Here is a 21,368-nt window from a genome sequence, read left to right as displayed (position 1 = left end):
AAATAAAAAATAAGCCCCCTGACTTTGATTTACTGAATGAAATCCGGAACCATTCGGCCATTTTCAGCCATCAAAAAAGCAGGCGTATGCCTGCTCTTCTTAGCGTTTCTTTTCTTTCCGCAAATATTTTTTTTGATGCTCCCTCAAAATGTCCCCTGTCCAGCCTTTCTGCCGCAGATAAATATAAATCAGCAGGGTTGATACAATAATGAGCACGATGGAACAGATATACGCATATTTCCAATGAAGCTCCGGCATGTTATCAAAGTTCATCCCCCAGAGAGCTCCAAGCGCGGTCATCGGTGTAAAGAGAGTTGTAAAGATCGTCAAGGCTTTCACAATTTCATTTCCTCTTTGGGAGGTAATGACTTCCTCGGCGTGCAGCAGATTGCTCAGTTCCTGATCAAACTCATTGATATATGTAATCCCTCTTTCCATCTTATGATGAGCCCTGAGGTAATCTTTCTGCCTGTCATTTTTCGGGAGAAACGCTTCTTTTAAAGCCATTTCCACTTTTTTAGCTCCCAGTGTAAGACCTTTCCAAATGAACAGCTCATGGCGCAGTTTATGCACATTTTCCAAGATTCCTTTACTGTTGTCATCATGAATCTGCCATTTCAGCGTCCGCTGCTTGACTTCAAATTCATCCAGTCCGATCAGATAGGAATTCATCAGCTCTCCCAGCAGAACAAAAAAGCCTTCAATCGGATTTTCACAGGTTTGAATCTGCTGTGTGGCATGCTTTTCTTTTACACCGCGCAGCAGCGAAAAATCAAAATTAATCGTAAAAAAGAAGTCTCTCGTAATATAAAAGTGAAATACGGTATGGTTTTTTTCATCATCTAATCCTTGATGATAGATTAAAGATCCGAAAACCGCTTCATTATTCTGATCATTTGTATCTGAGCGCAGAAAGTTTATATGATTTTCATGTTCAAACCACTTTTCGCATTGCGGCCAGTGATTGTGATGGATCATTTTTTTCGCTTCCGTTTTTTCATGCGGACCGAGCTGGTACCACAGCCAGTCCGCTCCCGAATGTACCTTCATCTCTTGTCATCCTCCAGTATCGCTTTCTTGTTTTATTACCGTAAATGAAGCAGGCTAAACCAGGTTCGATGTTTGAGCAGCTTTCTACAGTGGTATTATTCCGAAAAAAGGGAGGTGCAAGCCTTCCTTCGCGGAAGGCGTTACATTGTATATCATCAAACTATCTGCCATCGTACTATTTATTTTATTAACGGCGTGTTTTGTCGCCATAGAGTTTTCAATTGTTAAAGCAAGGCGCTCCCGCATTAATCAGCTCATTGAGGAAAATGTAAAAGGAGCAAAAGCAGCCAAGCATGTCATTACACACCTCGATGAATATTTATCGGCGTGCCAATTGGGCATCACCGTCACCGCTTTGGGGATCGGCTGGCTGGGTGAACCGACAGTCAAAGCAATGCTTCAGCCGTTATTTTTAAAAACCGGAGTTCACGAAGCGGTTGCCCAAGTACTGTCATTGATCATCGCCTTTCTGCTGGTTACATATGTGAATGTCGTCATCGGCGAACTCGCCCCGAAAAGTTTTGCTATCCAAAAAGCCGAGCGGATTACACTTTTGTCTGCCAGACCGATGATTTTGTTTTATAAGTTAATGTTTCCGTTCATCTGGCTGCTCAATCATTCCGCCCGCCTGATTACAGCCATGTTCGGCTTGAAGCCTGCTTCCGAACATGAAATGGCTTATACGGAAGAGGAATTGCGGGTGCTCCTTGCCGAAAGCTATCGAAGCGGCATGATCAAAAAAAGCGAGCTGCATTACGTAAATAACATTTTTACATTTGATAAGCGCACTGCCAAAGAAATTATGGTGCCCCGGAATGAAATGGTGAGCCTGCCGTTAGACAGCGGATCGGGACATATGCTCCGGGACATTATCAAAACAAATAAATATACCCGGTATCCCGTAGTAAAAGGAGATAAAGATCATGTAGTCGGCATCATCAATATTAAAGAAGTTTTATTCAGATTCCTGTCAGAAGGAGGGGCGTTTACAAAACACGAACTCAGCCCTTACATCCAGCCGGCGATCCACGTGATTGAGACGATTCCGATTTATCAATTGTTCGTTAAAATGCAGCGGGAACACGCCCATATGGCCATTCTCATTGATGAGTACGGCGGAACCGCGGGATTAGTAACGGCGGAAGATATCATTGAAGAGATCGTCGGCGAAATCCGCGACGAATTTGATACGGACGAAACACCTTCCGTTCAAAAGCTTGGGAAGAACCGCTATCTCCTGAACGCCAAATTGCTGATCAGTGACGTCAATGATTTACTCGGAACAGAGATTACGGCTGATCAAGTCGATACACTCGGGGGCTGGTTTCTTACTCAGCATATTGACGCGAAGCCCGGGAGCACCATTGATTTTGAAGGCTACACATTTACGGTAAAAGAAATCGACAGCCATCATATCATGACGATTGAAGCTGACAAAGCTGAATAGCTGAGGGAGAAATCCCTCCCGGCCATTCAGCTTTTTATCATCTTAATGATTCTTTTACGATAAATCCGTTTTTTGCCAGCGCCTTCGCCAGACTCTGCTCTGTTTTCACCTGAGAAAAATCGATGCCGAGCTTCACGACGGTCTGCGCGATTTCCGGCCTGATGCCTGAGATTGTCGTTTCTATGCCAAGAAGTTTTGTGCTGTCAATCACTTTGAAAATCTGATAAGCGACCATCGTATCCACAATCGGCACTCCTGATATATCTAAAAATAAATAAGAAAGACGGAGTGAAGAACATTGGTCAAGCACCGATTCCAAAATCATTTTTGCCCGGTAGGTATCAATTTCGCCGACAAGCGGCAAAATTCCAATACCGTCGGCAATCGGCATAATCGGCGCGCTCAGTTCGTTAATCATTTCCTTTTGGGCGTTTAATTGTGTAACCGTCACTTTATAATATTCCTCTGTAAATACTTCAATCATATGGTCAATTGCTTTGTTCAGCTTCTCTCCCCAATGGAATACCGCATTCGCCCCGGGCTTCTCAGACATCGTTTCACAGCATGTCTGTATGCGGTTCCAGACCAATCTCCGGAATTCTTTAAAGCTCGTGACGCTTTCATAGACCGGTACTTCATGGACGGCCCGGTCCCTTGCGAACTGAAGCGCCCACTTTGTCAGCTCCTCTTCCCCGCCGTCTTTTTCCGATAAAATGCCGGCAACGATTTCAATTAACAGACGGTGCTGCATTTCCGCTTTCTGATCATCTGAAGGCCGCCCCGATTTTGGTATGAGCAGCCACTGGCGTGTGATTTCACCTGATTCTTCAATTAAGGTTCGAGATAATGTTTCATTCAAATGTTTCACGGGTCTCCTCCATTCAAATTACTTTGTATGTATAAATCGGCGCCGGACGCACATACTGTAATTACATCTGATGGGCTATAGCCAAGCGGTAAGGCAATGGACTTTGACTCCGTGATCGTTGGTTCGAATCCAGCTAGCCCAGTCGCGCAACCGCAAAAAACGAAGATTAGCTGATAAATTTGATCAGCGGATCTTCGTTTTTCTCTTATGATACAGATTGATGTACCGTTTTTTTCTTCGTCAGCTTCATCAGTTCTCCCGGATTGTATCCGATAACGAGCTTATTGCGATCGATCAGAATCGGACGCCGCAGCAGTTTCGGCTTCTCAGTCAAAAGCTTCAGCACTTCATTTACAGTCATTTCTTCAATGTTCAGGTTGAGGTTTTTAAATGTTTGGCTTCTCGTCGCCAATATTTCATCAATTCCTTCGGTCGTTAATGATAAGATCTGCTTCAATTCATCAATTGTCGGTGTCTCCCTGAATAGATGGCGCTCTTGAAAGTCAACATTGTGGGCTTTTAACCAATGTTTCGTTTTTCGGCATGATGTGCAGCTCGGGTATGAATAAAAAATAAGTTCTTTCATTTTTAAAAATTCCTCCCTCGGATAATCCGTCTCTTTGTTAACATAAGTACCCTGAACTTTTTTTCCCTAAACGTATTTCAAAAAGATTTTTCGGATCTTTTTTAGAGAGCGGCATAAGATATAAAACACAGGGAAAGACATAAATTCCACAATAAATATAATCATGAAAATGTTTACATTTTGAGTGCCGATCTATTATAATAAACTTCAGATAGACTCTCGGGAGGGGATAAGGAATGAATCGCATGTTCCGGGTGTTAGGATTTTGGACGGGGATATTTGCAGTCATGTTTTTTCTAGGGGGCATGAAAGACGCTTCTCTTTTGTTTTTTGGACAGACGATCTTTTTCGTATTTCTTTCTTATTTGAATCTGACTGAGCGGATGTATATTTATATTTTCGGAGCTTACTTAACCGTATTTTTCGCCGGATTTACATATTACTCTATTTTTATTATGACACCGGGCGGCGGAACCCATTGAACAGAAAAAGACAGACCGATTATGGTCTGTCTTTTTTCATTTACAGTGAAAAACCATTGATAAACGGGTTTCGCTCCTGCTCTGTCTGGATGTCCGTTTCCGGCCCGTGCCCGCTTAATACAAGTGTATGTCCGGGAAGCGTGAGCAGTTTTTGATGAATGGAATCAAGCAATACGTCCTGACTTCCGCCGTGTAAATCAGTTCGGCCGATGCCTCCCTGAAAGAGCACGTCACCTGAAATCACCAGATCCGCGTCCTTCACATAATAAGAAACGCTTCCCGGTGAATGTCCCGGCGTAAACAATGTCTCCAAATGGAAAGGCCCGATGTCCAAAATGCCGTCGCCTTCGATGAGCCGTTCGGCGGGCCGTGCTGTTACGGCAATGCCCCGCAATATGCCTGATCCGTTTAAGGAAGAGTCCTCCAGCCACTTTTCTTCATTTTTGTGAAGATAGACGGGAACATCCCATCTGTCTCTTACTTCGTCAAGTGCGCCGATATGGTCAAAATGGGCGTGCGTCAGTAAGATGGCCAGCGGCTTCAGATTGTTTTCTTTTATGTAATTGTTGATTTTGTCCGCTTCCCCGCCCGGATCAAAAATAAGACAGGACTGATCCTCACTGACAAGAAAATACGCGTTTGCCTGAATCGGACCGGCCGGCATTCGTCTCCATTTCACTTTCATCACCTCTTTATGTATATGCCCTTATTATGAAGGTTTTCTGCGGAAGATTCAATGAATGCGGCCGGGAAAACGCTATCGACAAACAAAATGAAAACGGTTAAAATAAAATGGAAAGATTTTCAGGTTCCAATGACAAAGGAGGAGCATGATGTTACTTGTTGTAATCTTCGGCCTTGTCGCATTATTAGCTGTATTAGGAGTCCTGCGGGCTGTCAGACAGAGAAATATCCTGGGATTTTTGTTAGCCGCCGCCACCCTGGGTGTGTTTGGCTGGTTTACCGTAATGACCATTGTAACCAGCGGCTATCCGACTGCACATTAAAAGCCTGTATCCAATGGATACAGGCTTATTTTTTATTGCTGCAAATGTTTGCTGACACTTTTGATTTTGCTCTCCAGCGTCGTTTCTTTATCACGTCTGTCATCAATGCGGATATTTGTCGCCACTCTGTGCAGCCCTTTTTGGAACGGGGCTTCGTGAATGTCCTGAATGACTGCGAATAAGTCGCTCAGCTCACCTTCAATCAACGTGTTCATCGGCGTGAGCTGAAATTTGATTTTGCCGGCAGCTTTGTAACCCTCCAAAATGTTTTGCACATCCGCTACATACTCACTGACGCTCGGTGTTTTTGTTCCGATCGGAATGATTGTGACATCTGCAATTGCCATTTGGTTCAAACTCCTTTTTCATTTGTTATGATTGGTTCTGTCATGCCTGTTTTCAGTGAAATCAGACGGTCATACGTAAAGCCGTATAAAGCGTATTCCCCGTTCGGAGAGATCTGAATCGGCTCCATTTCCGTGTTTTTGAGCACCGTCCGCTCCCGTTCGTCTCCTAAGTCAAAGCTGATCAGATTGTAAGAGCGGCCTTCAGGCTTAAATATGTAAAACCGCTTGTGTGTCTGATCGTAATCATATTCCATCGGCGCAAAGCTCTCATACTTTTTTTGGAGAGGAAAGCGGTGTGTCACGGATGCCGGCTTTTGGAAAAGGAACTCGCCGTCTCCGTCCGATTGATCCGTTTGTCTGACGGCAATCGTCATGCCCGGGCGGGAATCAGTCCAGATGACGTGATGAAGCACTCTTTTTTCTTTTTTCGTCTGCAAGTCATAAGAATATAAAGGACCCTCTTCCTCCGTTTTTCCTTGCTTGATATATTGGAATTCATCAGTGGAGGTCCAATGGACAAAAGGGGCCTGAACGGGACTCTTTTTTAAAATGCCGTTGTTCATATCAGCCGTATAGGCTGTGAAGTCCCATGTTTCAGTAAAAACGGTAATCATCATTTGATACGGGTCATACGGATTCCAAGCCGTCTCCAGCTCATAAGAGTTAAAGGCTTTGTGATAAAGTCTTTTCCCCTGCTTGTTTATAAGCACAAGCTCAGTCTGACCGCTGCTTGTCACCTGTACGAGAATCAGCTGTTTTTTCCGGCTGATCTTTACATTGACAATATTGCCCTTTGTTTCATAGAGCCGTTCGGATTTTCCGCTGAAAAGATCATATTTCATCAGCTGATGATGTGCTGTATACAGAATTGTTCTGTTATCCAGCCATCCTTCCGTTTTTTCCGCTTCCTTTTTACTGAGCGGAACGATTTTCTGTTCTGCCGATTTTGCCGAAACGCCTGTGTCTTGCTGCTGATGAGATGGTTCACAGGCCGCTAAACACAGAACGAATGCGGACAGCAGAACACAAACCAAGTATCTCATCAGCCTTCCCTCCATTCTTTTCTATTGTCCCATATTTGTTTATGTAAACAAATGAGAAATTTCACAGATGTCTCAAAAAACAAGCGACCTCCACAAAATACCTTCCGTCGCTTGATAAATATCAGCAAACTGATGAAAAGGCAAAGGGTTTTTTCCCTTCCCGAGCTCAATGGTATAGCCCTCTTTTCCATACTGCTGTATAAACCAATCCCTAAAACCGGCATGGCTGTCAATGGTTTTAACGCCTTGATAGCGGTTTCCGCTTATCGCTTCCAACTCCCGAATCATCTGAGATGATTGCTCCGGTTCACATCCTTCGTATCCCCAATAAATCTCTTCTCCCTGCGTATGAAGCGCGATCAGCCGGTCAGGCGGCTGATCCGTTATCAGCCGATGCATCGCCTGCGCCTCCGGTTCAGTGAGCGGCGCCGTTCCCGGAAAATCACGGTATGAAGGGGCTTTCGGTTTGCGCCTTTGTTCAATATCCCAATTGGATGGGAAATGTTTATTTAAATCCACACCGTTTATATTCGCCTTCCATTCGCGGAAATCCGGGCGGTGCTCATTTAATTCGTTGAGAAATTCATTTTTTTCTGATAAATCTTCACACCCGTAAAGTACGAGATCAACCCCGTCGGGATTTACGAGCGGAACGAATGACAATGATGTCCGGCTGAATATATCAAGCGCAGAGTGCCCGAAAACGGTTTTATTTTCGCATAATGCCGCGCAATATTCTTTACACCATTTAAGCGCGACCGAGGTGGTGATCCATTCATTGGCATGAAATGAGGCGTTTACATGGACTTTTCTTTCGGCCGTATCCGCACCTATTTTCAGCTCATAAAGCGGCTTTCCCAATACGGAACTGCCGATTTTACGGCATGTGACAAACGGAAAGACATCCGTTATTTTCTCAATTTCTTCATAAACCGATTGGGAGCCGTACACCTTTTCTTCCTTCAGCCATTGATCAGCGGAAAGAACGCTTTCACAGTGCCGGATGTATCGCGAAAGCCCGCTCAGCGTCTCAAGCGGCGGACCCTCTGACTGCCCGCTCACGGCAAAGCCGGGACAAAATAATTCATCGCTTTCCGCCGTTTTATCAGCGGCTTTCAACAGTTTTTCATCAATTGAAAGCACCTTTGCAATATCTTTCATATGCTGTTTCAATTCAGGTTTGACACGAATTCCCGCCATGTTCATCCCCCTTTTTTAAAAACTATATGACAGGGGAGATAAAAAAAGAAAGCTGCCCGCGATATGGGCAGGCAGACTTTCTTCAGCAGTTTTGATGTTTGAGCCATTCATTTTTGGCAATCCACGCCCCGCCGATGACTCCGGCATCATTTCCAAGTGCCGCAATCGAAATATCGGCCGCTTCCGCAGAACGCGGGAACGCGGTGATTTTGAAGGTCTCTTCCACTTTTGACCGCAGGATTTCACCCGCTTTAGACACGCCTCCGCCGAGCACGATTTTTGTCGGATTCATGGCGCTTGCCAGATTTCCGAGCACGAGGCCTAAATGTTTTGCGACATAATCGACGACTTCAAGCGCGGTCTTATCCTGCTGTTTAGCCGCTTCGAACACGTCACGTGCCGTCAGATCGCGCACTTGTAAGAGCGAAGAGTCGGAAACCGCCGCAAGCTTTTCTTTCGCGATGCGGACGATGCCGGTTGCGGACGCAATCGTTTCGATGCAGCCGGATTTTCCGCAATTGCACGGAGCTCCTCCTTCCGGAATACTGCAAATATGACCGATTTCTCCGCCGGCCCCGTTTTTACCGTGAACGATTTCTCCGTTGACGATAATGCCTCCGCCGACTCCGGTTCCGAGCGTCACTAAAATGACATCTTTGGCCCCGTCACCTGCACCCTTCCACATTTCTCCGAGCGCTGCGATATTGGCATCGTTTTCAATGACGGCCGGAATACCCGTTTCCGCCTCGAGATGGTCTTTCAGCGGATAGTTTTTCCACCCCATATTTGTCGTCTCATAGACCATTCCTGTCGCCATTTCCACGGGTCCGGGCGCTCCCATTCCGATCCATTTTACAATCCGTTTCGGCTTGTTCAGTTCTTCCAGCTTCTGATCAAGCGCTTTGGCGATCGTGACCGTAATTGTGTTTCCTGATTTATCGGTCGGAACTTCCCATTTATGCTGAATTTCACCGTACATGTTGATAAAGGCCAGCTTGATGGTTGTTCCGCCAAGATCAATCCCCGCAAACCATGTATCTTCCATAATAATCTCCTTTTCTTATTTAAAATCCTGCTGTGTTATCTGCCTTTAATCCGCTCCGATTCTCTCTGAAGAACTCCGGCGGCTTTTTGCCATAATTCTCTTTCAATCACGTTTGACAAGTACATTTCCTTTAATTCATCTTTCATAAAGTCAATTTCGGCTTGTCTGTCACCGAAATAAACGATATGTCCGAATGACTTAAACAGCTGCTGCACGTCATAAAATGAATTCATCTTCTTCACCATTTCTATTCTTCTTAGTATAAGCGTATTTCATCTCTGATCCGGGCGTCAAGCAAAAAACGATTGGAGAAAATATCCTTGTATTATTTTCATAAATTGTATATTCACAATTGTAAAAAAACACTCATTTATGCGTTTTTCTGTTACAATACTTTCGTGCCCAAAAGCACAAAAGGATTAAAGTTTGATGGGGTGTTGTTTTGAAACAAGAAAAAAGGCTGACGTTCATCTCAGCCATCAGTTTATTTGTCTTGATGTTAGCAGTCATCATTTCCTGCCTGTTTTTCTTTCATACAGAGCCGCATATGCCGCTGTTCTTTTGCGTCATTATTCTGTCTCTGGCAGGTTTATGGCTCGGTTTCTCGTGGGACAGTCTTGAGAAAGGAATTGTCAGCGGATTGAAAAACGGTGTGCAGCCGATTATCGTGCTGGCTTTGATCGGTGTGCTGATCGGCGCCTGGATGTACAGCGGCGCCATTCCCACCGTCACCGTTTACGCTTTGTCAATTATACAGCCGAGTCAGCTGCTTTTGACCGCATTATTTTCCTGCATGATTATCAGCACGCTTGTCGGCTCAAGTCTGACAACTGTCAGTACAATCGGCGTCGCGCTGTTAGGGGTAGCAAGCGCGGCGGGAGTTCCGCTCGAATGGACGGCGGGAGCAGTCATTTGCGGGGCTTGTTTCGGTGATAAAATGTCACCGATGTCCGACACGACGAATTTTGCCGCCGGAATCGGCGAAATTCCGATTTTTAAGCATATTCGCCATATGATGGGCACCACCGTTCCGGCACTGCTGATCACGATCGTTCTTTTTTATATTCTCGGTTCATCTGTTTCAATAAATGCCGCTTCAACGCAAAATATTGAGGCGGTCATTTCCGGAATAAAAGAAGCCGTGCACGTTACGCCTTGGTCGCTTCTTTCACCTCTGTTGGTGATCATTTTAGCTGTGAGACGGGTTTCCGTGATTCCGGTGCTTACCGCCGGTATTATTTCCGCAGGGCTTCTGACTGCTGTTTTTATTCCTGACAGCAGCATTCAAGGATTTATATCCGCCCTGCAAAGCGGGACGGCGTTTAAAACCGGCGACCAGGCTGTGGCCAGCATTATCAACAGAGGCGGGCTCCAATCGATGATGGGATCAGTCTCTCTGATCATGATCGCCTTTGCGCTCGGCGGCCTGATGGAAAAAACGGGCCTGATCGCGGCGCTGCTTCAAGGATTGATAAAAGGCGTGCATACAAAAGGACGTCTTGTCATGGCGACCGTCTTCTCAAGTATAGGCGTAAACCTTGCGACAGGTGAGCAGTATTTGTCGATCTTAATTCCGGGTCAATCTTATAAACCTTTATATGACAAGCTCAGCATTAAGCGGATTCACCTTGCGCGGTCGCTTGAGGACGGCGGAACATTGATCAACCCGCTGATTCCCTGGGGAGTAAGCGGCGCTTTTATGGCAAGCGCATTAGGGATTTCCGTCATCGACTACCTGCCGTTTACCTTTTTCCTGTACATTTCTCCTATGATCTCAATTCTGCTCGGTTTCCTGAAAAAAAGCTGACAATACGAGAAAACCTGCCGTTTTTTACCGGCAGGTTTTCTTATGCAAAAAATCCCGCTGAAAAAACGGGATTTGTTTAAAATGCCTGCTGAATGAATTTGTTTCTGATAAACGGTATTTTTAAAAAGAAATGAATGAATGTCCGTCTGATCCCCGGCTGGCTGAGCACGCTGTTCATCAGACGGTAGCGGTTTTGGTAAACGGCTAAAACAGATACGGCGCATAATGAGTAGATCAACAATTTTTTCATCTTATCCCTCCTGCCCCTATCGTTTGTCAAACAGCGAGAATTATTCCGGTGCAAAAAGTTTTTTATGCGATTAAGCGATGGTTTCAGATTCAGTCACGATCATATCGACCGGAATATCGTGGGGCATGCGGGGAATACGGTCTGTCAGCTGGCAGTCAAAGAGAAGCGACACGGTACGGCCTTTATAACCGGACAGGTACCGATCATAATATCCTCCGCCGTATCCGATTCTGAAGCCTTCCCGGTCAAAAGCCACGCCGGGCACAATTACAAGGTCAATGTCATTTTGGGCGGCTTTTTCCGTCAGACTCCCGATCGGTTCACTGAGGCCCGCATATACGGTTTCCAGCTGATCATACGCAGAAAATGTACGGAACTCCATTGCTCCCGTCTGCGGAAAGCATTTTGGGATACAGACTTGTTTTTTCTCTTTCCAGGCCTGTTCAATAATCGGCCGTGTCGGAATTTCCAGGCGTGTCGAGATGGTAACGGCGATCACGCGGGCCTGTTTCCATTCTTTTAAAGAAAACAGCGTTTCACGCATGCTGCAGCATTTTTTCTCCCATTCACTTTCTGTCATGTCAGAAAGCTTTGCTTTTATATCGGTTCTGATTTGTGCTTTCACGTTTCTCAAACCTCCCTGAAAGACAAAAAAGCCAGAACTTTATTGAAAGCTCCAGCTTTTTCCGCTGTGTTAAACAGCTTATTTTGTTTCACGGTGTAACGTAGATTTTTTATCACGTGGGCAATATTTTTTAAATTCAACGCGGTCCGGATTGTTGCGTTTGTTCTTTTTAGAAATATAGTTACGCTCACCACATTCAGTGCAAGCCAAAGTAATATTAACGCGCATTATTTTCCCTCCAAACTAAATATCATTTACTTATTCAGACTTATATATAATACCACTATAATGGACGGAATGCTAGAGCTGATTTACATGAAATGTTGTTTAAGTGCAGAAAACATCAGTTTACGCTTCTGATCCTCTGAATGAGCTTGCGTCAGAAGAAGGCAAAATATGACGAAACAGGACAAAAAAGGGCTTTCCGATACGAAATCTATAGAGAAATAACCGTTTGCTCCCCGAGTAAAAAAGATTTTCCGACAAAATTCCGTTTTTTTCTCTATTTCCTTTAGAATGGCGGCGTTTTATGGTATAAAAAAGAAGGGCAAATTAATAATAGAAGGTGATGAAACGTGGAAATTGCTATTATTGCGTTGTTTATCGTCAGTATAGCGCTTATTGCATTCTCATATTCTCAAAGAGATCCGATGAAAGACGTGGAACAGGAGCTAGAAACGCTTCAGCTTTCCGCCATGCAGGAAATTTACAAGTTGAAAAAGAAAATGACGGTGCTTGAAGAAGAATTGCTGGAAACCAACCTCGTGATCCGCAAAGCCAAAAGCAGCGGCATTAACCAAAAAATCGCCAAACAAATCATTTCAAAATATAACAACGGAATGTCTGCGGAAGCCATCGCAAAAGCGGAGCACGTGTCTGTCGAGGACGTCAATACCATTATTAAAGATAATGAGAAGGTGCTCGTATGACAAAACGGGGCATTCAGGCTTTTGCAGCAGGCATGATTTTAGCGACGGCCGTTCTCGCCGCTGTCTTCTATTTGACTGACCATGACCAGGCAGCCGCCGTTAAAACCGAAAAAACAGCATTGACAGAAAAAGAAGTAAACAGCTACCTCGACGATCAGCACAAAGTCTCCGTCAACCGGGATGACTATCAAAAACTGCTTGATTCTAAAGAAAAATCATTAAACAACGACCAAAACACAGACGCTAAAAAGAAAAAAGTAACATACAAACTGACGATTAAAGACGGAATGAGCACTGCTGATGTGTCATCCATTCTTGAAAAAGAAGGGATTATTCCTTCAGCGAAAGACTTCAATGATTACGTCATTGACGCAGGCTACCACAAAGAAATCCGCGCCGGCCATTTCAAAGTCGACTCAGATATGAGCTTTAAAAAAATCGTCAAAACATTAACCCGCTAAAAAAGCTTGCAGGCATCGTCCATTCAGATGGATACGGCCGGCAGGCTTTTTTAATAGGCATATAAAAAGGACCCGGTCAATGGCCGGGCCCTTTTTTTTATCCGAATTTTCCGGTGATATAATCATGTGTTTTTTGATGATCCGGCTGAGAAAATATTTTGCCTGTATCGCCCCACTCCACCAGTTCGCCCATATAGAAAAACGCGGTTTGATCAGAGACCCTCGCAGCCTGCTGCATGTTATGAGTCACAATGACGATTGTATACTTTTCTTTCAATGTCAAAATCAGCTCTTCTATTTTCCGCGTGGACACGGGATCAAGAGCGGACGTCGGTTCATCCATCAGAAGGACGTCCGGTTTGGTGGCGAGCGCCCTTGCGATGCACAGGCGCTGCTGCTGACCGCCTGACAGTGAAAGCGCCTGCTGGTGAAGGCGATCCTTCACTTCATCCCAGAGCGCAGCTGCTTTTAAAGATTCCTCAGCGATTTCAAGCAGTTTCTTTTTATTTTTTTCGCCGTGAATTCTCGGACCGTACACGACATTCTCAAATATTGACTGGGGAAACGGATTGCCTTTTTGAAACACCATACCGATCTGTTTTCTTAATTCTGCCGCATCCGTCTTTTCCTTCAGCAGATTGCGCCCGTTATAGATCATGTCGCCTGTCACTTTGACATTCGGATCCATTTGCAGCATTAAATTTAATGTTTTAATAAAAGTGGATTTCCCGCAGCCGGACGGACCGATGATCGCAGTTACCTTCCGCTCCTCAAAACCGATCGTAATCTCTTTTAAAGCCTGATGGGCTCCGTACCATACGTTCATGCCGTGAATATCAAATAAATTCTGTGTGTGCACCGCTTCCTTCACAAGACTCACAGTCCTTCCCCCTATCCGAACTTTCCGTTAATGTAGTCATCTGTCTTTTGCGCTTTAGGACTCGTGAAAATTTGTTCTGTCTGCCCGTATTCCACCACTTCCCCGTTTAAAAAGAAAGCCGTTCGGTCAGACACCCTCAGCGCCTGCTGCATGTTATGCGTAACGATAATAATCGAATAATCTTTTTTCAGTTCTGTCAAAAGCGTCTCGATTCTGGCGTTTGAAATAGGGTCCAGAGCGGATGCCGGTTCATCTAAAAGAAGCACGGCAGGTTTCATCGCAAGCGTACGGGCGATACAAAGGCGCTGCTGCTGGCCGCCTGATAACGACAGAGCTGATGAATGAAGCCGGTCTTTGACTTCATCCCAAAGCGCCGCCTTCGTTAAGCTTTCCTCGACCGCATCATCCAAAACGGCTTTCCTGCGTTCCCCTGCATACTTCAGCGCATGTGTGATGTTATTGTAAATGGATTTCGGGAACGGATTCGGTTTTTGAAACACCATACCGATCTCCCTTCTGAGAGACACGACATTAATCGCTTCACCCAAAATATTCAGCCCTTCATAAAGGATCTCTCCCTCGCTTCTTGCCGAAGCAATGGCATCGTTCATTCTGTTAATCTGTCTCAAAAATGTTGATTTCCCGCAGCCGGACGGACCGATCAGAGCCGTCACCGCATGTTTTTCAATATTCATGTTTACACCTTTTACCGCTTGTTTGTCACCGTAATAAATTGATAAATGCTTCACTTCCAAAATCGAAGACTCCGGCAAACGCTTTGTCTGTTCCGCTTGTTCCCTGATGATGTGATCAATCATGTTTTCGCCTCTTTCCGATTAATTTGCCGTAAGCTTTTTATAAATGACAGACCCGAGCCATCTCGCACAAAGGTTAAACAAGAGAACCGAAATCACCAGCACCGCCGAGCCGCCGTTTGCAATCGCTTCGGCGTCAGGGATAATTCCCTGCGTATTGACACTCCATATATGAACCGCCAGCGTCTCAGCCGGCCTGAAAATGTTGAAAGGAGATGATTCAGAAAACGGGTTCAAATCCGTAAAGTTCAGCCGCGGCGTTGTCAGCCCAGCTGTAAATAACAATGCGGCCGCTTCTCCGAATACTCTTCCTGATGCCAGAATGGCTCCGGTTAAAATTGAAGGAATCGCACTCGGAATCAGCACCGTTTTGACGGTATGCCATCTCGATACGCCTAAAGCGAGAGAAGCTTCTTTCAGCTCCTTAGGGACTGCAGTGAGCGCGCCTTCTGTCACCCGGACCATAACGGGAAGGTTAAAGACCGTTAATGCGAGCGCGCCCCCGATAATCGTGTAGCCCCATCCGGTCAAGTTTACAAACATCAGCATGCCGAACATCCCGATGACAATGGACGGAAGCGAAGACAGCACCTCAATACACGTTCTGATAAAATCGGTGATTTTATTTCGGGGCGCATATTCAGCCATAAAGACGCCGCCCCCCACACCAAGCGGTATCGTGATCAGCATGGTGATAAACAGAATGTAAAAGGAGTTAAAAAGCTGATCCCGTATTCCGCCGCCTGAGGCAATGGCGCTCGATTTTGACGTAAGAAAATGCAAGGAGATTTCAGAGACGCCGTGAATAAGAATGTACAAAAACAATCCTGCCAAAATCGCCGCGATTACAGCGGCGCATAACCCGAATACACAGGTGGCCAATTTATCCGTTATTTTCCGGTTCATTACACTTTCCTCCTAGATGACAAGTAGCGTATGAGCAATATAAACAGAAACGACATGATGAGAAGAACAAGCCCCATAGACCATAACGTATTATTTTCAATACTGCCGTATGTGGTATGGCCCATGTTTAACGTGATAATCGTCGTTAATGTTCCCGCCGTATCAAGCAGGCTTTCCGGCAGAAGCTTTGTATTTCCGATAACCATCTGTACGGCGAGTGCTTCTCCGAACGCTCTTGCCATCCCGAGCACGACAGCGGTCAGCAATGTCGGAAACGCCGCCGGGATAAGCACCTTTCTGATTGTCTGCCACCTCGTCGCACCAAGCGCATATGAACCGTCGCGAAGGTGTTTCGGAAGTGACGCAAGCGCATCAGCGGAAATCGATGTAACAGTCGGCAGAATCATTACCGAGAGTACGATCGTCCCCGCCAGAAGGCTGTGACCCGTTCCGCTTGATTTAAAAGAGCCGATAAACGGAACCAATACTGTAAGACCTATGAATCCATAAACGACGGACGGAATGCCGACAAGCAGCTCAATTACCGGCTGCAGCACCTTCTTTCCCCAAGTCGGCGCAATTTCCGTCATAAACACGGCACCCGCAATACCGAGGGGCGCTGCGATCAGAGCGGACAGAACCGTGACCGCAAATGATCCGAAAATAAAAGGCAGCGCGCCGAACTCAGGTTTTGCCTGGGTTGGATTCCAATTCAGACTTGTTAAGAACTCAATCGGGCTTACACCATTTACAAAAAAAGATTGCAGCCCCTTTATGCCGAGGAAAATTGTGATCGCCGCTGATGCCGCAATGATAATCGCGGCACACACAGACACAATCACCCTTCCGCGGACTTCATCCAATTGCCTGTTTTGTTTTGAGCATATTAAGCGTTCGCTTACAGACTCTTTTTCTCTGTGATTTATCATTTGTTTACACTCCTATAAAGAAGAAGAGGCGGGGAGCCCGCCCTCCCCTCAGCTTTGCTTGCCGTTTGCGTCACGTGTGACTTTCATATCAGAGATCGGAATGTAGCCCTGATCTTTTACGATACTTTTCTGTACTTCATCGCTGTTCATATAGTCAAGAAACGTTTTTGTAAGGCCTGACGCTTCACCTTTCGTATAAGAGTGCTCGTAAGCCCAAATCGGATACTCGCCTGTGACGACGTTTTTCTCTTCCGGTTTGATGCCTCCGATCGATAAAGGCGTTACTTTGTTATCGTTTATATAAGAGAATGCCAGATAACCGATTGCTCCCGGCGTTTCCGCAATGATTTTTTTGACTGTATTGGAGGAATCCTCTGTAATGCCCTCTGCAGGCTCTGCTCCGTCAAGAGCATATTTGACGAACGTAGCGCGTGTTCCAGACGAATCAGGACGGTTCACGAGTGTAATTTTTTGATCTTTACCGCCAAGCTCTTTCCAGTTTTTAATTTTTCCTGTAAAGACGTCTGTCAGCTGTTTTTTGGTTATATCCTTTACGCCAGCACCGGGGTTGACCGCAGCCGCCATCGCCACTACCGCTACTCGGTGGTCTTTTAGGGCTTTCGCATCAATGCCTTCTTTTTCTTCAGCAAAGACATCTGAGTTGCCGATTTGCACTGCCCCTTCAGACACTTGCGAAAGTCCTGTTCCTGAACCTCCCGCTTGCACCTGCACATCAGCATCCGGATGTTTTTCCATAAACTTTTCCGCCGCTGCCAGTACTAACGGCTGCATGGCTGATGAACCAGAAACGGTTAAAGAACCTGATGCTTTTTTATCCTCACTTGCAGATTGACTGTCTGTCTTGCCGCTTTCCTTTGCATTTCCGCATGCTGCAGCAACAATCATAACAGCAGCCATCAGAAGCATAAGCATCCATTTGTTTTTTTTCATTTCCTGAATTCCCCCTGCATTTAATGTGTAATTTGTCCTACACGTATAGAGTAAAGGGTTCTTGTAAAATGCGTATAAATCAAGTGTTAAGGTTTTGTAAATCCGGATGTTTTTTTGTATAAAAAAAACGCTCACAGGTTGTGAGCGTTTTTCTGTTAGTTGCTTGTATTGCCATTTTCAGCGTCTTCCTGAATTTTATCTTCGTTTTTCTGCTTCGTATTATTATCTTCTTGTTTCTTTTTCAGCTCAAAGTATTTGTCCAGAGCTGCTTCCCCAATGTCATTAGTTATTGAATACCTGTCATTGTAATTTTCATAAGCCCATGGAACCACTACCGAAATAGCAACTTCAGGATGATCTGCAGGAGCATAAGCCACCAAAGTTGTGTTATAAGTAGAAGCACCAGTTCTTGATTTTATAGGTCCATCATAGAAAGCTTGTGCTGTTCCAGTTTTACCGGCAGGGTGATAACTTTTATTAGCAAAATTTGCTCTCGCAGTCCCTTGAGCTCCATTCATAACAAGTTTAAAACCTTGTTGAACACGTTTAATTTCACTTTCCGTCATATCAAGACGGTTCATCACTTCCGGATTAACAGATTCAACGACGGCCCCGATACCTTTTTTTGAAGGTTTTCTTACTTCTTTCACGACTTGGGGCTTCATACGATAGCCGCCATTAGCAATGGTCGATACATACTGAGCCATTTGAAGCGGAGTGTATGTGTCATATTGGCCGATCGCAAAATCAAGCAAGAAACCTGACTGTCTTTTAGTTCCCACATATCCTGTAGCTTCGTTAGGCAGATCAATTCCTGTTTTTACCCCTAAACCGAATTCACTGAAGTAATAACGAAATTTATCAAATGCGCTGTAATCAAGCGGCAGTGGATGTCCTGATATATATTTACCCTTACCAATTGCAATCGCAGTTTTAAACATATAAACGTTAGATGAACGCTCAAGTGCAGTTAAATCATTTATCGGCCCCATTACACTTACCGATTTTTTAGGAGGAGAGTCTTTAATATTTAAAACTTCATCCGTAAATATATTTCCGATTTTTATAGCACCTGTTTGATAACCTGTTAACAATGTTGCCCCTTTTACAGCTGAGCCCATGTTATAAGAGGAAGTCATTGTTCCTAGTGCATAATCATCAATTTTATATTTGCCGCCTGCTTGTTTAATCTGTTTACCCGCCATTGTAAGCACTTCTCCATTACGGGGATCCATCATTACGACAAATGCTCTGTCAAGCAACTGTGTACTCGGTCTTGCCTTTGCAGCCCTTAAATTTTTCTCAATAATTTTTTCAACGTCTTTTTGCAATTCGGTATCTATAGTGAGTACTAAATCATCCCCGGCTTTACCTTTTGAAACCGTTTCTGTATCTGTTACGTTTCCAGAGGAATCTGTCACATTTCTCACTTTCTCTTTTTGGCCCTGCAGCAGATTTTCATATTGATACTCTAAATAACTTTTTCCTACTCTGTCATTCCTGCTGTAGCCGAGGGACAAATAATGCTCAAGAAGATTTGAAGGGAGTCCCTCATTGGAGCTTGAGACACTGCCGAGAACTGATTTTAACAACCCTTTATTTGGATAAGACCGTTCCCAGTCAGACGTCACGTCAACTCCCGGCAGTTCATCTAAATGTTCGCTGACGACGGCCATTTCTTTTGCCGACACCCCTTCATTTTTGATGTATTGAGGCGTCAGTGAGTAGCCTGAATCCATCTGCCTTTTGATCGCAAGGATCTGCATATCTTTTGAAGTGAGCTCATTCAGCTGTTTGTCTGTGATACGTTTCAGCTGAAGCTGATATAAATCATCTTCAGACAGTTTTTTGTCTTCAGCTTTTTGCTTTTCTTCGGCCGTAATCAGTTTTTTCGCTTCATCAGGCCTCGTTAACATCCAATAGTCTTTTTTATCCCGCTCAGTCACCTTTTTGGTGCTTACCTTAATCATACCCGACAGTTTTTTTGCGATTTTTAAACGCTGCGCCTGGGTGGTTGAGGCTGAACGTGTATATGTAATCGCATTTAATGCTTTATTCGTTACGATGGGATTTAGGTTCCGGTCGTATATTTTCCCTCTCGGAACCGCCGTGCTGACATCAGACTCCTCCTGCTTATTAGCGGCGTTTTTATAATCATCACCCTGAACGATCTGCTTGATGCCAAGCTCGACGATAATCCAAGTGAAAATAAGAAACGCGGCCAAAAACAAAAAATTAAGCCGGATCGGCAGTGATTTTTTCTTTTCTTTGTTTACAGCTATTTTCTTTTTATTTCTCCTCATGACATCACCTTTTCTTATTTACAGAAAGAAATGACACCTTCTGTTCAGGTGCCATTTTTCATTCTAAAGGTTTTTTCGATATTTTTCTACAGATAACCCTTTTATCTTTCTCCTTTTATAAAATTCGGTTCCGCCGCCTGTTTTTGTCGGTCTTCTTCTACTGTTTCATCAGAAGTTTCCGTATCCAGTTTAATGTCTTTTATAAAGTAATAAATCAGCGGATGGCCGGCTCCGAGCAGCACGAGCGCCGCCGGTATTCCCACTTTTTCCTTGAATAATGTAACGATTACAAGGAAACAAAGGATGGAAACGATCCGGCCCGCATTTAAAAATAACTCCCTGAGCACAATGTATTCAATTCTGGCTTTTCTGGCAAGACGCGCCCGGCCTATCACATCATATGTAAGCGAGACATACGGCACGAGCAGAATTGGATAGCCGATCGCAATAAACACTCCGTACAAAAGGAGCGTCGTGAAGCTCATTTTAAAAATGATGAGAAACAGGGCGCCGTACAAGATCAATCCGCCGATAAGAATCGCCTTTTTCCGCGCTCTTTTTTTGATGAGCCTTGATGCAAAATAATAGGCAAAAAAAGAAACCGCGGAATTGACGAGACCGAATGTTCCGAGCGCCAGCTCACTGTTTGTCGCAATGAATACAAATACGCTGATTAAAAAAACAAAAATCCCTTCTCTCAAGCCTTGAAAAAAGTGCGCGTTGGTAATCCGGCGCCAATTCAGATTCGTGTGGCGCTCATCAAAAACTTTTTTCAGCATAAACCGGCCTTTCGACTCCCTCCGCTTCAGAAAAAAGCTCATGACCACGGCAAGGGCAAATAAACCGAGTGACAGGCTGAAAATGATTGTATAACCCGTATTGTTTTCAAGTCTTGAAATGACATATCCGGCCACAATCGGACCGATCATGCCCGCCGATGAAGACAAAATGCCTAAAAACCCGTTAAAAAAATCTCTCGTTTCCGGTTCCGTAATTTCGAACGTCAGCACATTAAAAGCCAGCCAGTAAAAGCCGTATCCAACTCCGAGCACGGCCCCTATCAAAACGAGACGGGAAGCCGCAGTTTCTCCGGCAAGCAGCACACTTAAATAAAAAGCCGCCAAAAAGATAACGCCGAACCTGAGAATAAACACCCTGTCGATTTTTTTAGCCAGCCGGCCGGCCAGCAGAAAGGTAACCGGCTGCATCGTTACGACCGACAAATTGTATATGGCCAAATCAATAAATTTTCCCGACTGCTTCCACAAATACACGTTGACAAATGTATTTGACAGCGCGATGCCCAATGAGTAAAGGCCGCCAATCGTCAATAACAGCAGCAGCCCTTTATTTATTTCGATGTCGCCGATAATTTTTTTTATTTTGCTCATCATTGACTCCCCTTTACTACACATTAGTTTGTCTCACTCAAACTGA

Annotated in this window: 25 protein-coding genes and 1 tRNA gene; 7 read left to right on the top strand and 19 right to left on the bottom strand. The window is 44.7% G+C overall.

Annotated features, from left to right (window positions below):
* Positions 1 to 99: 99 nt before the first annotated feature.
* Complete coding sequence (locus tag G9F48_RS12500; protein WP_003153082.1) at positions 100 to 1,050, bottom strand: magnesium transporter CorA family protein; 951 nt, start codon at positions 1,048 to 1,050, stop codon at positions 100 to 102.
* A 145-nt stretch (positions 1,051 to 1,195) separates the two neighbouring features.
* On the opposite strand from G9F48_RS12500, the gene G9F48_RS12495 reads away from it, so the two are divergent.
* On the top strand, positions 1,196 to 2,497 hold the full coding sequence (locus tag G9F48_RS12495; protein ID WP_165409563.1) for a hemolysin family protein: 1,302 nt from the start codon (positions 1,196 to 1,198) through the stop codon (positions 2,495 to 2,497).
* A gap of 37 nt (positions 2,498 to 2,534) precedes the next feature.
* On the opposite strand, the gene G9F48_RS12490 is transcribed toward G9F48_RS12495, so the two are convergent.
* The gene (locus tag G9F48_RS12490) at positions 2,535 to 3,365 is read right to left on the bottom strand and encodes an STAS domain-containing protein (RefSeq protein ID WP_070082115.1); all 831 of its coding nucleotides are present in this window, start codon (positions 3,363 to 3,365) and stop codon (positions 2,535 to 2,537) included.
* Between the two features lie 71 nt (positions 3,366 to 3,436).
* On the opposite strand from G9F48_RS12490, the gene G9F48_RS12485 reads away from it, so the two are divergent.
* A tRNA-Gln gene (locus G9F48_RS12485) sits at positions 3,437 to 3,507 on the top strand.
* Between the two features lie 63 nt (positions 3,508 to 3,570).
* On the opposite strand, the gene G9F48_RS12480 is transcribed toward G9F48_RS12485, so the two are convergent.
* Positions 3,571 to 3,951, bottom strand: coding sequence for a Spx/MgsR family RNA polymerase-binding regulatory protein (locus tag G9F48_RS12480; protein WP_003153079.1), 381 nt, complete (start codon positions 3,949 to 3,951; stop codon positions 3,571 to 3,573).
* A gap of 236 nt (positions 3,952 to 4,187) precedes the next feature.
* On the opposite strand from G9F48_RS12480, the gene G9F48_RS12475 reads away from it, so the two are divergent.
* Positions 4,188 to 4,433, top strand: a complete 246-nt coding sequence (locus tag G9F48_RS12475; RefSeq protein ID WP_003153078.1) for a DUF2626 domain-containing protein — start codon at positions 4,188 to 4,190, stop codon at positions 4,431 to 4,433.
* A 40-nt stretch (positions 4,434 to 4,473) separates the two neighbouring features.
* On the opposite strand, the gene G9F48_RS12470 is transcribed toward G9F48_RS12475, so the two are convergent.
* Complete coding sequence (locus tag G9F48_RS12470) at positions 4,474 to 5,112, bottom strand: MBL fold metallo-hydrolase (protein WP_003153077.1); 639 nt, start codon at positions 5,110 to 5,112, stop codon at positions 4,474 to 4,476.
* Positions 5,113 to 5,266: 154 nt separating this feature from the next.
* Between G9F48_RS12470 and G9F48_RS12465 the strand changes: the two genes are divergently transcribed.
* Positions 5,267 to 5,440: a DUF2759 domain-containing protein gene (locus tag G9F48_RS12465; RefSeq protein WP_165409562.1), complete on the top strand. Its 174-nt coding sequence runs from the start codon at positions 5,267 to 5,269 to the stop codon at positions 5,438 to 5,440.
* A 32-nt stretch (positions 5,441 to 5,472) separates the two neighbouring features.
* Here the strand turns inward: G9F48_RS12465 and G9F48_RS12460 are convergent, their stop codons facing one another.
* The 5 genes from G9F48_RS12460 to G9F48_RS12440 all read right to left on the bottom strand — a co-directional run bounded on the left by G9F48_RS12460 (position 5,473) and on the right by G9F48_RS12440 (position 9,320).
* Entirely contained in the window at positions 5,473 to 5,787 is a 315-nt protein-coding gene (locus G9F48_RS12460; protein ID WP_003153073.1) for an MTH1187 family thiamine-binding protein, read from the bottom strand.
* A gap of 5 nt (positions 5,788 to 5,792) precedes the next feature.
* Positions 5,793 to 6,830: a YqgU-like beta propeller domain-containing protein gene (locus tag G9F48_RS12455; RefSeq protein ID WP_165409561.1), complete on the bottom strand. Its 1,038-nt coding sequence runs from the start codon at positions 6,828 to 6,830 to the stop codon at positions 5,793 to 5,795.
* Between the two features lie 72 nt (positions 6,831 to 6,902).
* Positions 6,903 to 8,030, bottom strand: coding sequence for a M14 family metallopeptidase (locus G9F48_RS12450; protein ID WP_165409560.1), 1,128 nt, complete (start codon positions 8,028 to 8,030; stop codon positions 6,903 to 6,905).
* 82 nt (positions 8,031 to 8,112) lie between these two features.
* Positions 8,113 to 9,075: a glucose kinase GlcK gene (gene glcK / locus G9F48_RS12445; RefSeq protein ID WP_017418148.1), complete on the bottom strand. Its 963-nt coding sequence runs from the start codon at positions 9,073 to 9,075 to the stop codon at positions 8,113 to 8,115.
* 35 nt (positions 9,076 to 9,110) lie between these two features.
* Positions 9,111 to 9,320 (bottom strand): YqgQ family protein, encoded by a 210-nt coding sequence (locus tag G9F48_RS12440; protein ID WP_007408313.1) that lies wholly within the window; start codon positions 9,318 to 9,320, stop codon positions 9,111 to 9,113.
* A 197-nt stretch (positions 9,321 to 9,517) separates the two neighbouring features.
* On the opposite strand from G9F48_RS12440, the gene nhaC reads away from it, so the two are divergent.
* The gene (gene nhaC, locus G9F48_RS12435) at positions 9,518 to 10,882 is read left to right on the top strand and encodes a Na+/H+ antiporter NhaC (RefSeq protein ID WP_165409559.1); all 1,365 of its coding nucleotides are present in this window, start codon (positions 9,518 to 9,520) and stop codon (positions 10,880 to 10,882) included.
* Between the two features lie 76 nt (positions 10,883 to 10,958).
* On the opposite strand, the gene G9F48_RS12430 is transcribed toward nhaC, so the two are convergent.
* The 3 genes from G9F48_RS12430 to rpmG form a co-directional block, all read right to left on the bottom strand.
* Positions 10,959 to 11,132 carry a hypothetical protein gene (locus tag G9F48_RS12430; RefSeq protein ID WP_003153061.1) on the bottom strand — a complete coding sequence of 58 codons (174 nt, stop codon included), beginning with the start codon at positions 11,130 to 11,132 and terminating at the stop codon, positions 10,959 to 10,961.
* Between the two features lie 70 nt (positions 11,133 to 11,202).
* Positions 11,203 to 11,757 carry a 5-formyltetrahydrofolate cyclo-ligase gene (locus G9F48_RS12425; protein WP_156735557.1) on the bottom strand — a complete coding sequence of 185 codons (555 nt, stop codon included), beginning with the start codon at positions 11,755 to 11,757 and terminating at the stop codon, positions 11,203 to 11,205.
* A gap of 78 nt (positions 11,758 to 11,835) precedes the next feature.
* A complete protein-coding gene (gene rpmG / locus G9F48_RS12420) occupies positions 11,836 to 11,985 on the bottom strand; it encodes a 50S ribosomal protein L33 (RefSeq protein WP_003153056.1) in 150 nt (49 codons plus the stop codon).
* A gap of 347 nt (positions 11,986 to 12,332) precedes the next feature.
* Here rpmG and G9F48_RS12415 point away from each other — a divergent pair, with 347 nt between their 5' ends.
* A complete protein-coding gene (locus tag G9F48_RS12415) occupies positions 12,333 to 12,686 on the top strand; it encodes a hypothetical protein (protein ID WP_003153047.1) in 354 nt (117 codons plus the stop codon).
* Positions 12,683 to 13,147, top strand: coding sequence for an endolytic transglycosylase MltG (locus G9F48_RS12410; protein ID WP_003153042.1), 465 nt, complete (start codon positions 12,683 to 12,685; stop codon positions 13,145 to 13,147). Before G9F48_RS12415 ends, G9F48_RS12410 begins: the two co-directional genes overlap by 4 nt.
* A 97-nt stretch (positions 13,148 to 13,244) precedes the next feature.
* Here the strand turns inward: G9F48_RS12410 and pstB (G9F48_RS12405) are convergent, their stop codons facing one another.
* From pstB (G9F48_RS12405) to G9F48_RS12375, 7 genes are all read right to left on the bottom strand, one after another.
* Positions 13,245 to 14,027 (bottom strand): phosphate ABC transporter ATP-binding protein PstB, encoded by a 783-nt coding sequence (gene pstB, locus G9F48_RS12405; protein WP_165409558.1) that lies wholly within the window; start codon positions 14,025 to 14,027, stop codon positions 13,245 to 13,247.
* An 11-nt stretch (positions 14,028 to 14,038) separates the two neighbouring features.
* A complete protein-coding gene (gene pstB / locus G9F48_RS12400) occupies positions 14,039 to 14,845 on the bottom strand; it encodes a phosphate ABC transporter ATP-binding protein PstB (RefSeq protein WP_165409557.1) in 807 nt (268 codons plus the stop codon).
* Positions 14,846 to 14,863: 18 nt separating this feature from the next.
* On the bottom strand, positions 14,864 to 15,748 hold the full coding sequence (gene pstA / locus G9F48_RS12395) for a phosphate ABC transporter permease PstA (protein WP_165409556.1): 885 nt from the start codon (positions 15,746 to 15,748) through the stop codon (positions 14,864 to 14,866).
* Positions 15,748 to 16,677, bottom strand: a complete 930-nt coding sequence (gene pstC, locus G9F48_RS12390; RefSeq protein WP_103526753.1) for a phosphate ABC transporter permease subunit PstC — start codon at positions 16,675 to 16,677, stop codon at positions 15,748 to 15,750. The genes pstA and pstC overlap by 1 nt, the downstream gene beginning before the upstream one ends.
* Positions 16,678 to 16,725: 48 nt before the next feature.
* On the bottom strand, positions 16,726 to 17,628 hold the full coding sequence (locus G9F48_RS12385; RefSeq protein ID WP_165409555.1) for a phosphate ABC transporter substrate-binding protein: 903 nt from the start codon (positions 17,626 to 17,628) through the stop codon (positions 16,726 to 16,728).
* Positions 17,629 to 17,783: 155 nt separating this feature from the next.
* Entirely contained in the window at positions 17,784 to 19,931 is a 2,148-nt protein-coding gene (locus G9F48_RS12380) for a peptidoglycan D,D-transpeptidase FtsI family protein (RefSeq protein ID WP_070082117.1), read from the bottom strand.
* 101 nt (positions 19,932 to 20,032) lie between these two features.
* Positions 20,033 to 21,322, bottom strand: a complete 1,290-nt coding sequence (locus tag G9F48_RS12375; protein WP_165409554.1) for an MFS transporter — start codon at positions 21,320 to 21,322, stop codon at positions 20,033 to 20,035.
* Positions 21,323 to 21,368: the final 46 nt, after the last annotated feature.

The organism is Bacillus sp. EKM420B (genome assembly GCF_011065565.1).
Lineage (GTDB): Bacteria > Bacillota > Bacilli > Bacillales > Bacillaceae > Bacillus > Bacillus velezensis.
This window is presented reverse-complemented; position numbering and strand designations above follow the sequence as displayed.

Bases quoted from the DNA above. Each gene is read 5' to 3' on its own strand.
- pstC (WP_103526753.1), bottom strand. From the start codon at position 16,677: ATGATAAATCACAGAGAAAAAGAGTCTGTAAGCGAACGCTTAATATGC.
- G9F48_RS12410 (WP_003153042.1), top strand. From the start codon at position 12,683: ATGACAAAACGGGGCATTCAGGCTTTTGCAGCAGGCATGATTTTAGCG.
- glcK (WP_017418148.1), bottom strand. From the start codon at position 9,075: ATGGAAGATACATGGTTTGCGGGGATTGATCTTGGCGGAACAACCATC.
- G9F48_RS12455 (WP_165409561.1), bottom strand. From the start codon at position 6,830: ATGAGATACTTGGTTTGTGTTCTGCTGTCCGCATTCGTTCTGTGTTTA.
- G9F48_RS12440 (WP_007408313.1), bottom strand. From the start codon at position 9,320: ATGGTGAAGAAGATGAATTCATTTTATGACGTGCAGCAGCTGTTTAAG.
- G9F48_RS12475 (WP_003153078.1), top strand. From the start codon at position 4,188: ATGAATCGCATGTTCCGGGTGTTAGGATTTTGGACGGGGATATTTGCA.
- pstA (WP_165409556.1), bottom strand. From the start codon at position 15,748: ATGAACCGGAAAATAACGGATAAATTGGCCACCTGTGTATTCGGGTTA.
- G9F48_RS12430 (WP_003153061.1), bottom strand. From the start codon at position 11,132: ATGAAAAAATTGTTGATCTACTCATTATGCGCCGTATCTGTTTTAGCC.
- G9F48_RS12375 (WP_165409554.1), bottom strand. From the start codon at position 21,322: ATGAGCAAAATAAAAAAAATTATCGGCGACATCGAAATAAATAAAGGG.
- G9F48_RS12465 (WP_165409562.1), top strand. From the start codon at position 5,267: ATGTTACTTGTTGTAATCTTCGGCCTTGTCGCATTATTAGCTGTATTA.
- G9F48_RS12480 (WP_003153079.1), bottom strand. From the start codon at position 3,951: ATGAAAGAACTTATTTTTTATTCATACCCGAGCTGCACATCATGCCGA.
- G9F48_RS12460 (WP_003153073.1), bottom strand. From the start codon at position 5,787: ATGGCAATTGCAGATGTCACAATCATTCCGATCGGAACAAAAACACCG.
- G9F48_RS12385 (WP_165409555.1), bottom strand. From the start codon at position 17,628: ATGAAAAAAAACAAATGGATGCTTATGCTTCTGATGGCTGCTGTTATG.
- G9F48_RS12380 (WP_070082117.1), bottom strand. From the start codon at position 19,931: ATGAGGAGAAATAAAAAGAAAATAGCTGTAAACAAAGAAAAGAAAAAA.
- pstB (WP_165409557.1), bottom strand. From the start codon at position 14,845: ATGATTGATCACATCATCAGGGAACAAGCGGAACAGACAAAGCGTTTG.
- rpmG (WP_003153056.1), bottom strand. From the start codon at position 11,985: ATGCGCGTTAATATTACTTTGGCTTGCACTGAATGTGGTGAGCGTAAC.
- G9F48_RS12500 (WP_003153082.1), bottom strand. From the start codon at position 1,050: ATGAAGGTACATTCGGGAGCGGACTGGCTGTGGTACCAGCTCGGTCCG.
- G9F48_RS12450 (WP_165409560.1), bottom strand. From the start codon at position 8,030: ATGGCGGGAATTCGTGTCAAACCTGAATTGAAACAGCATATGAAAGAT.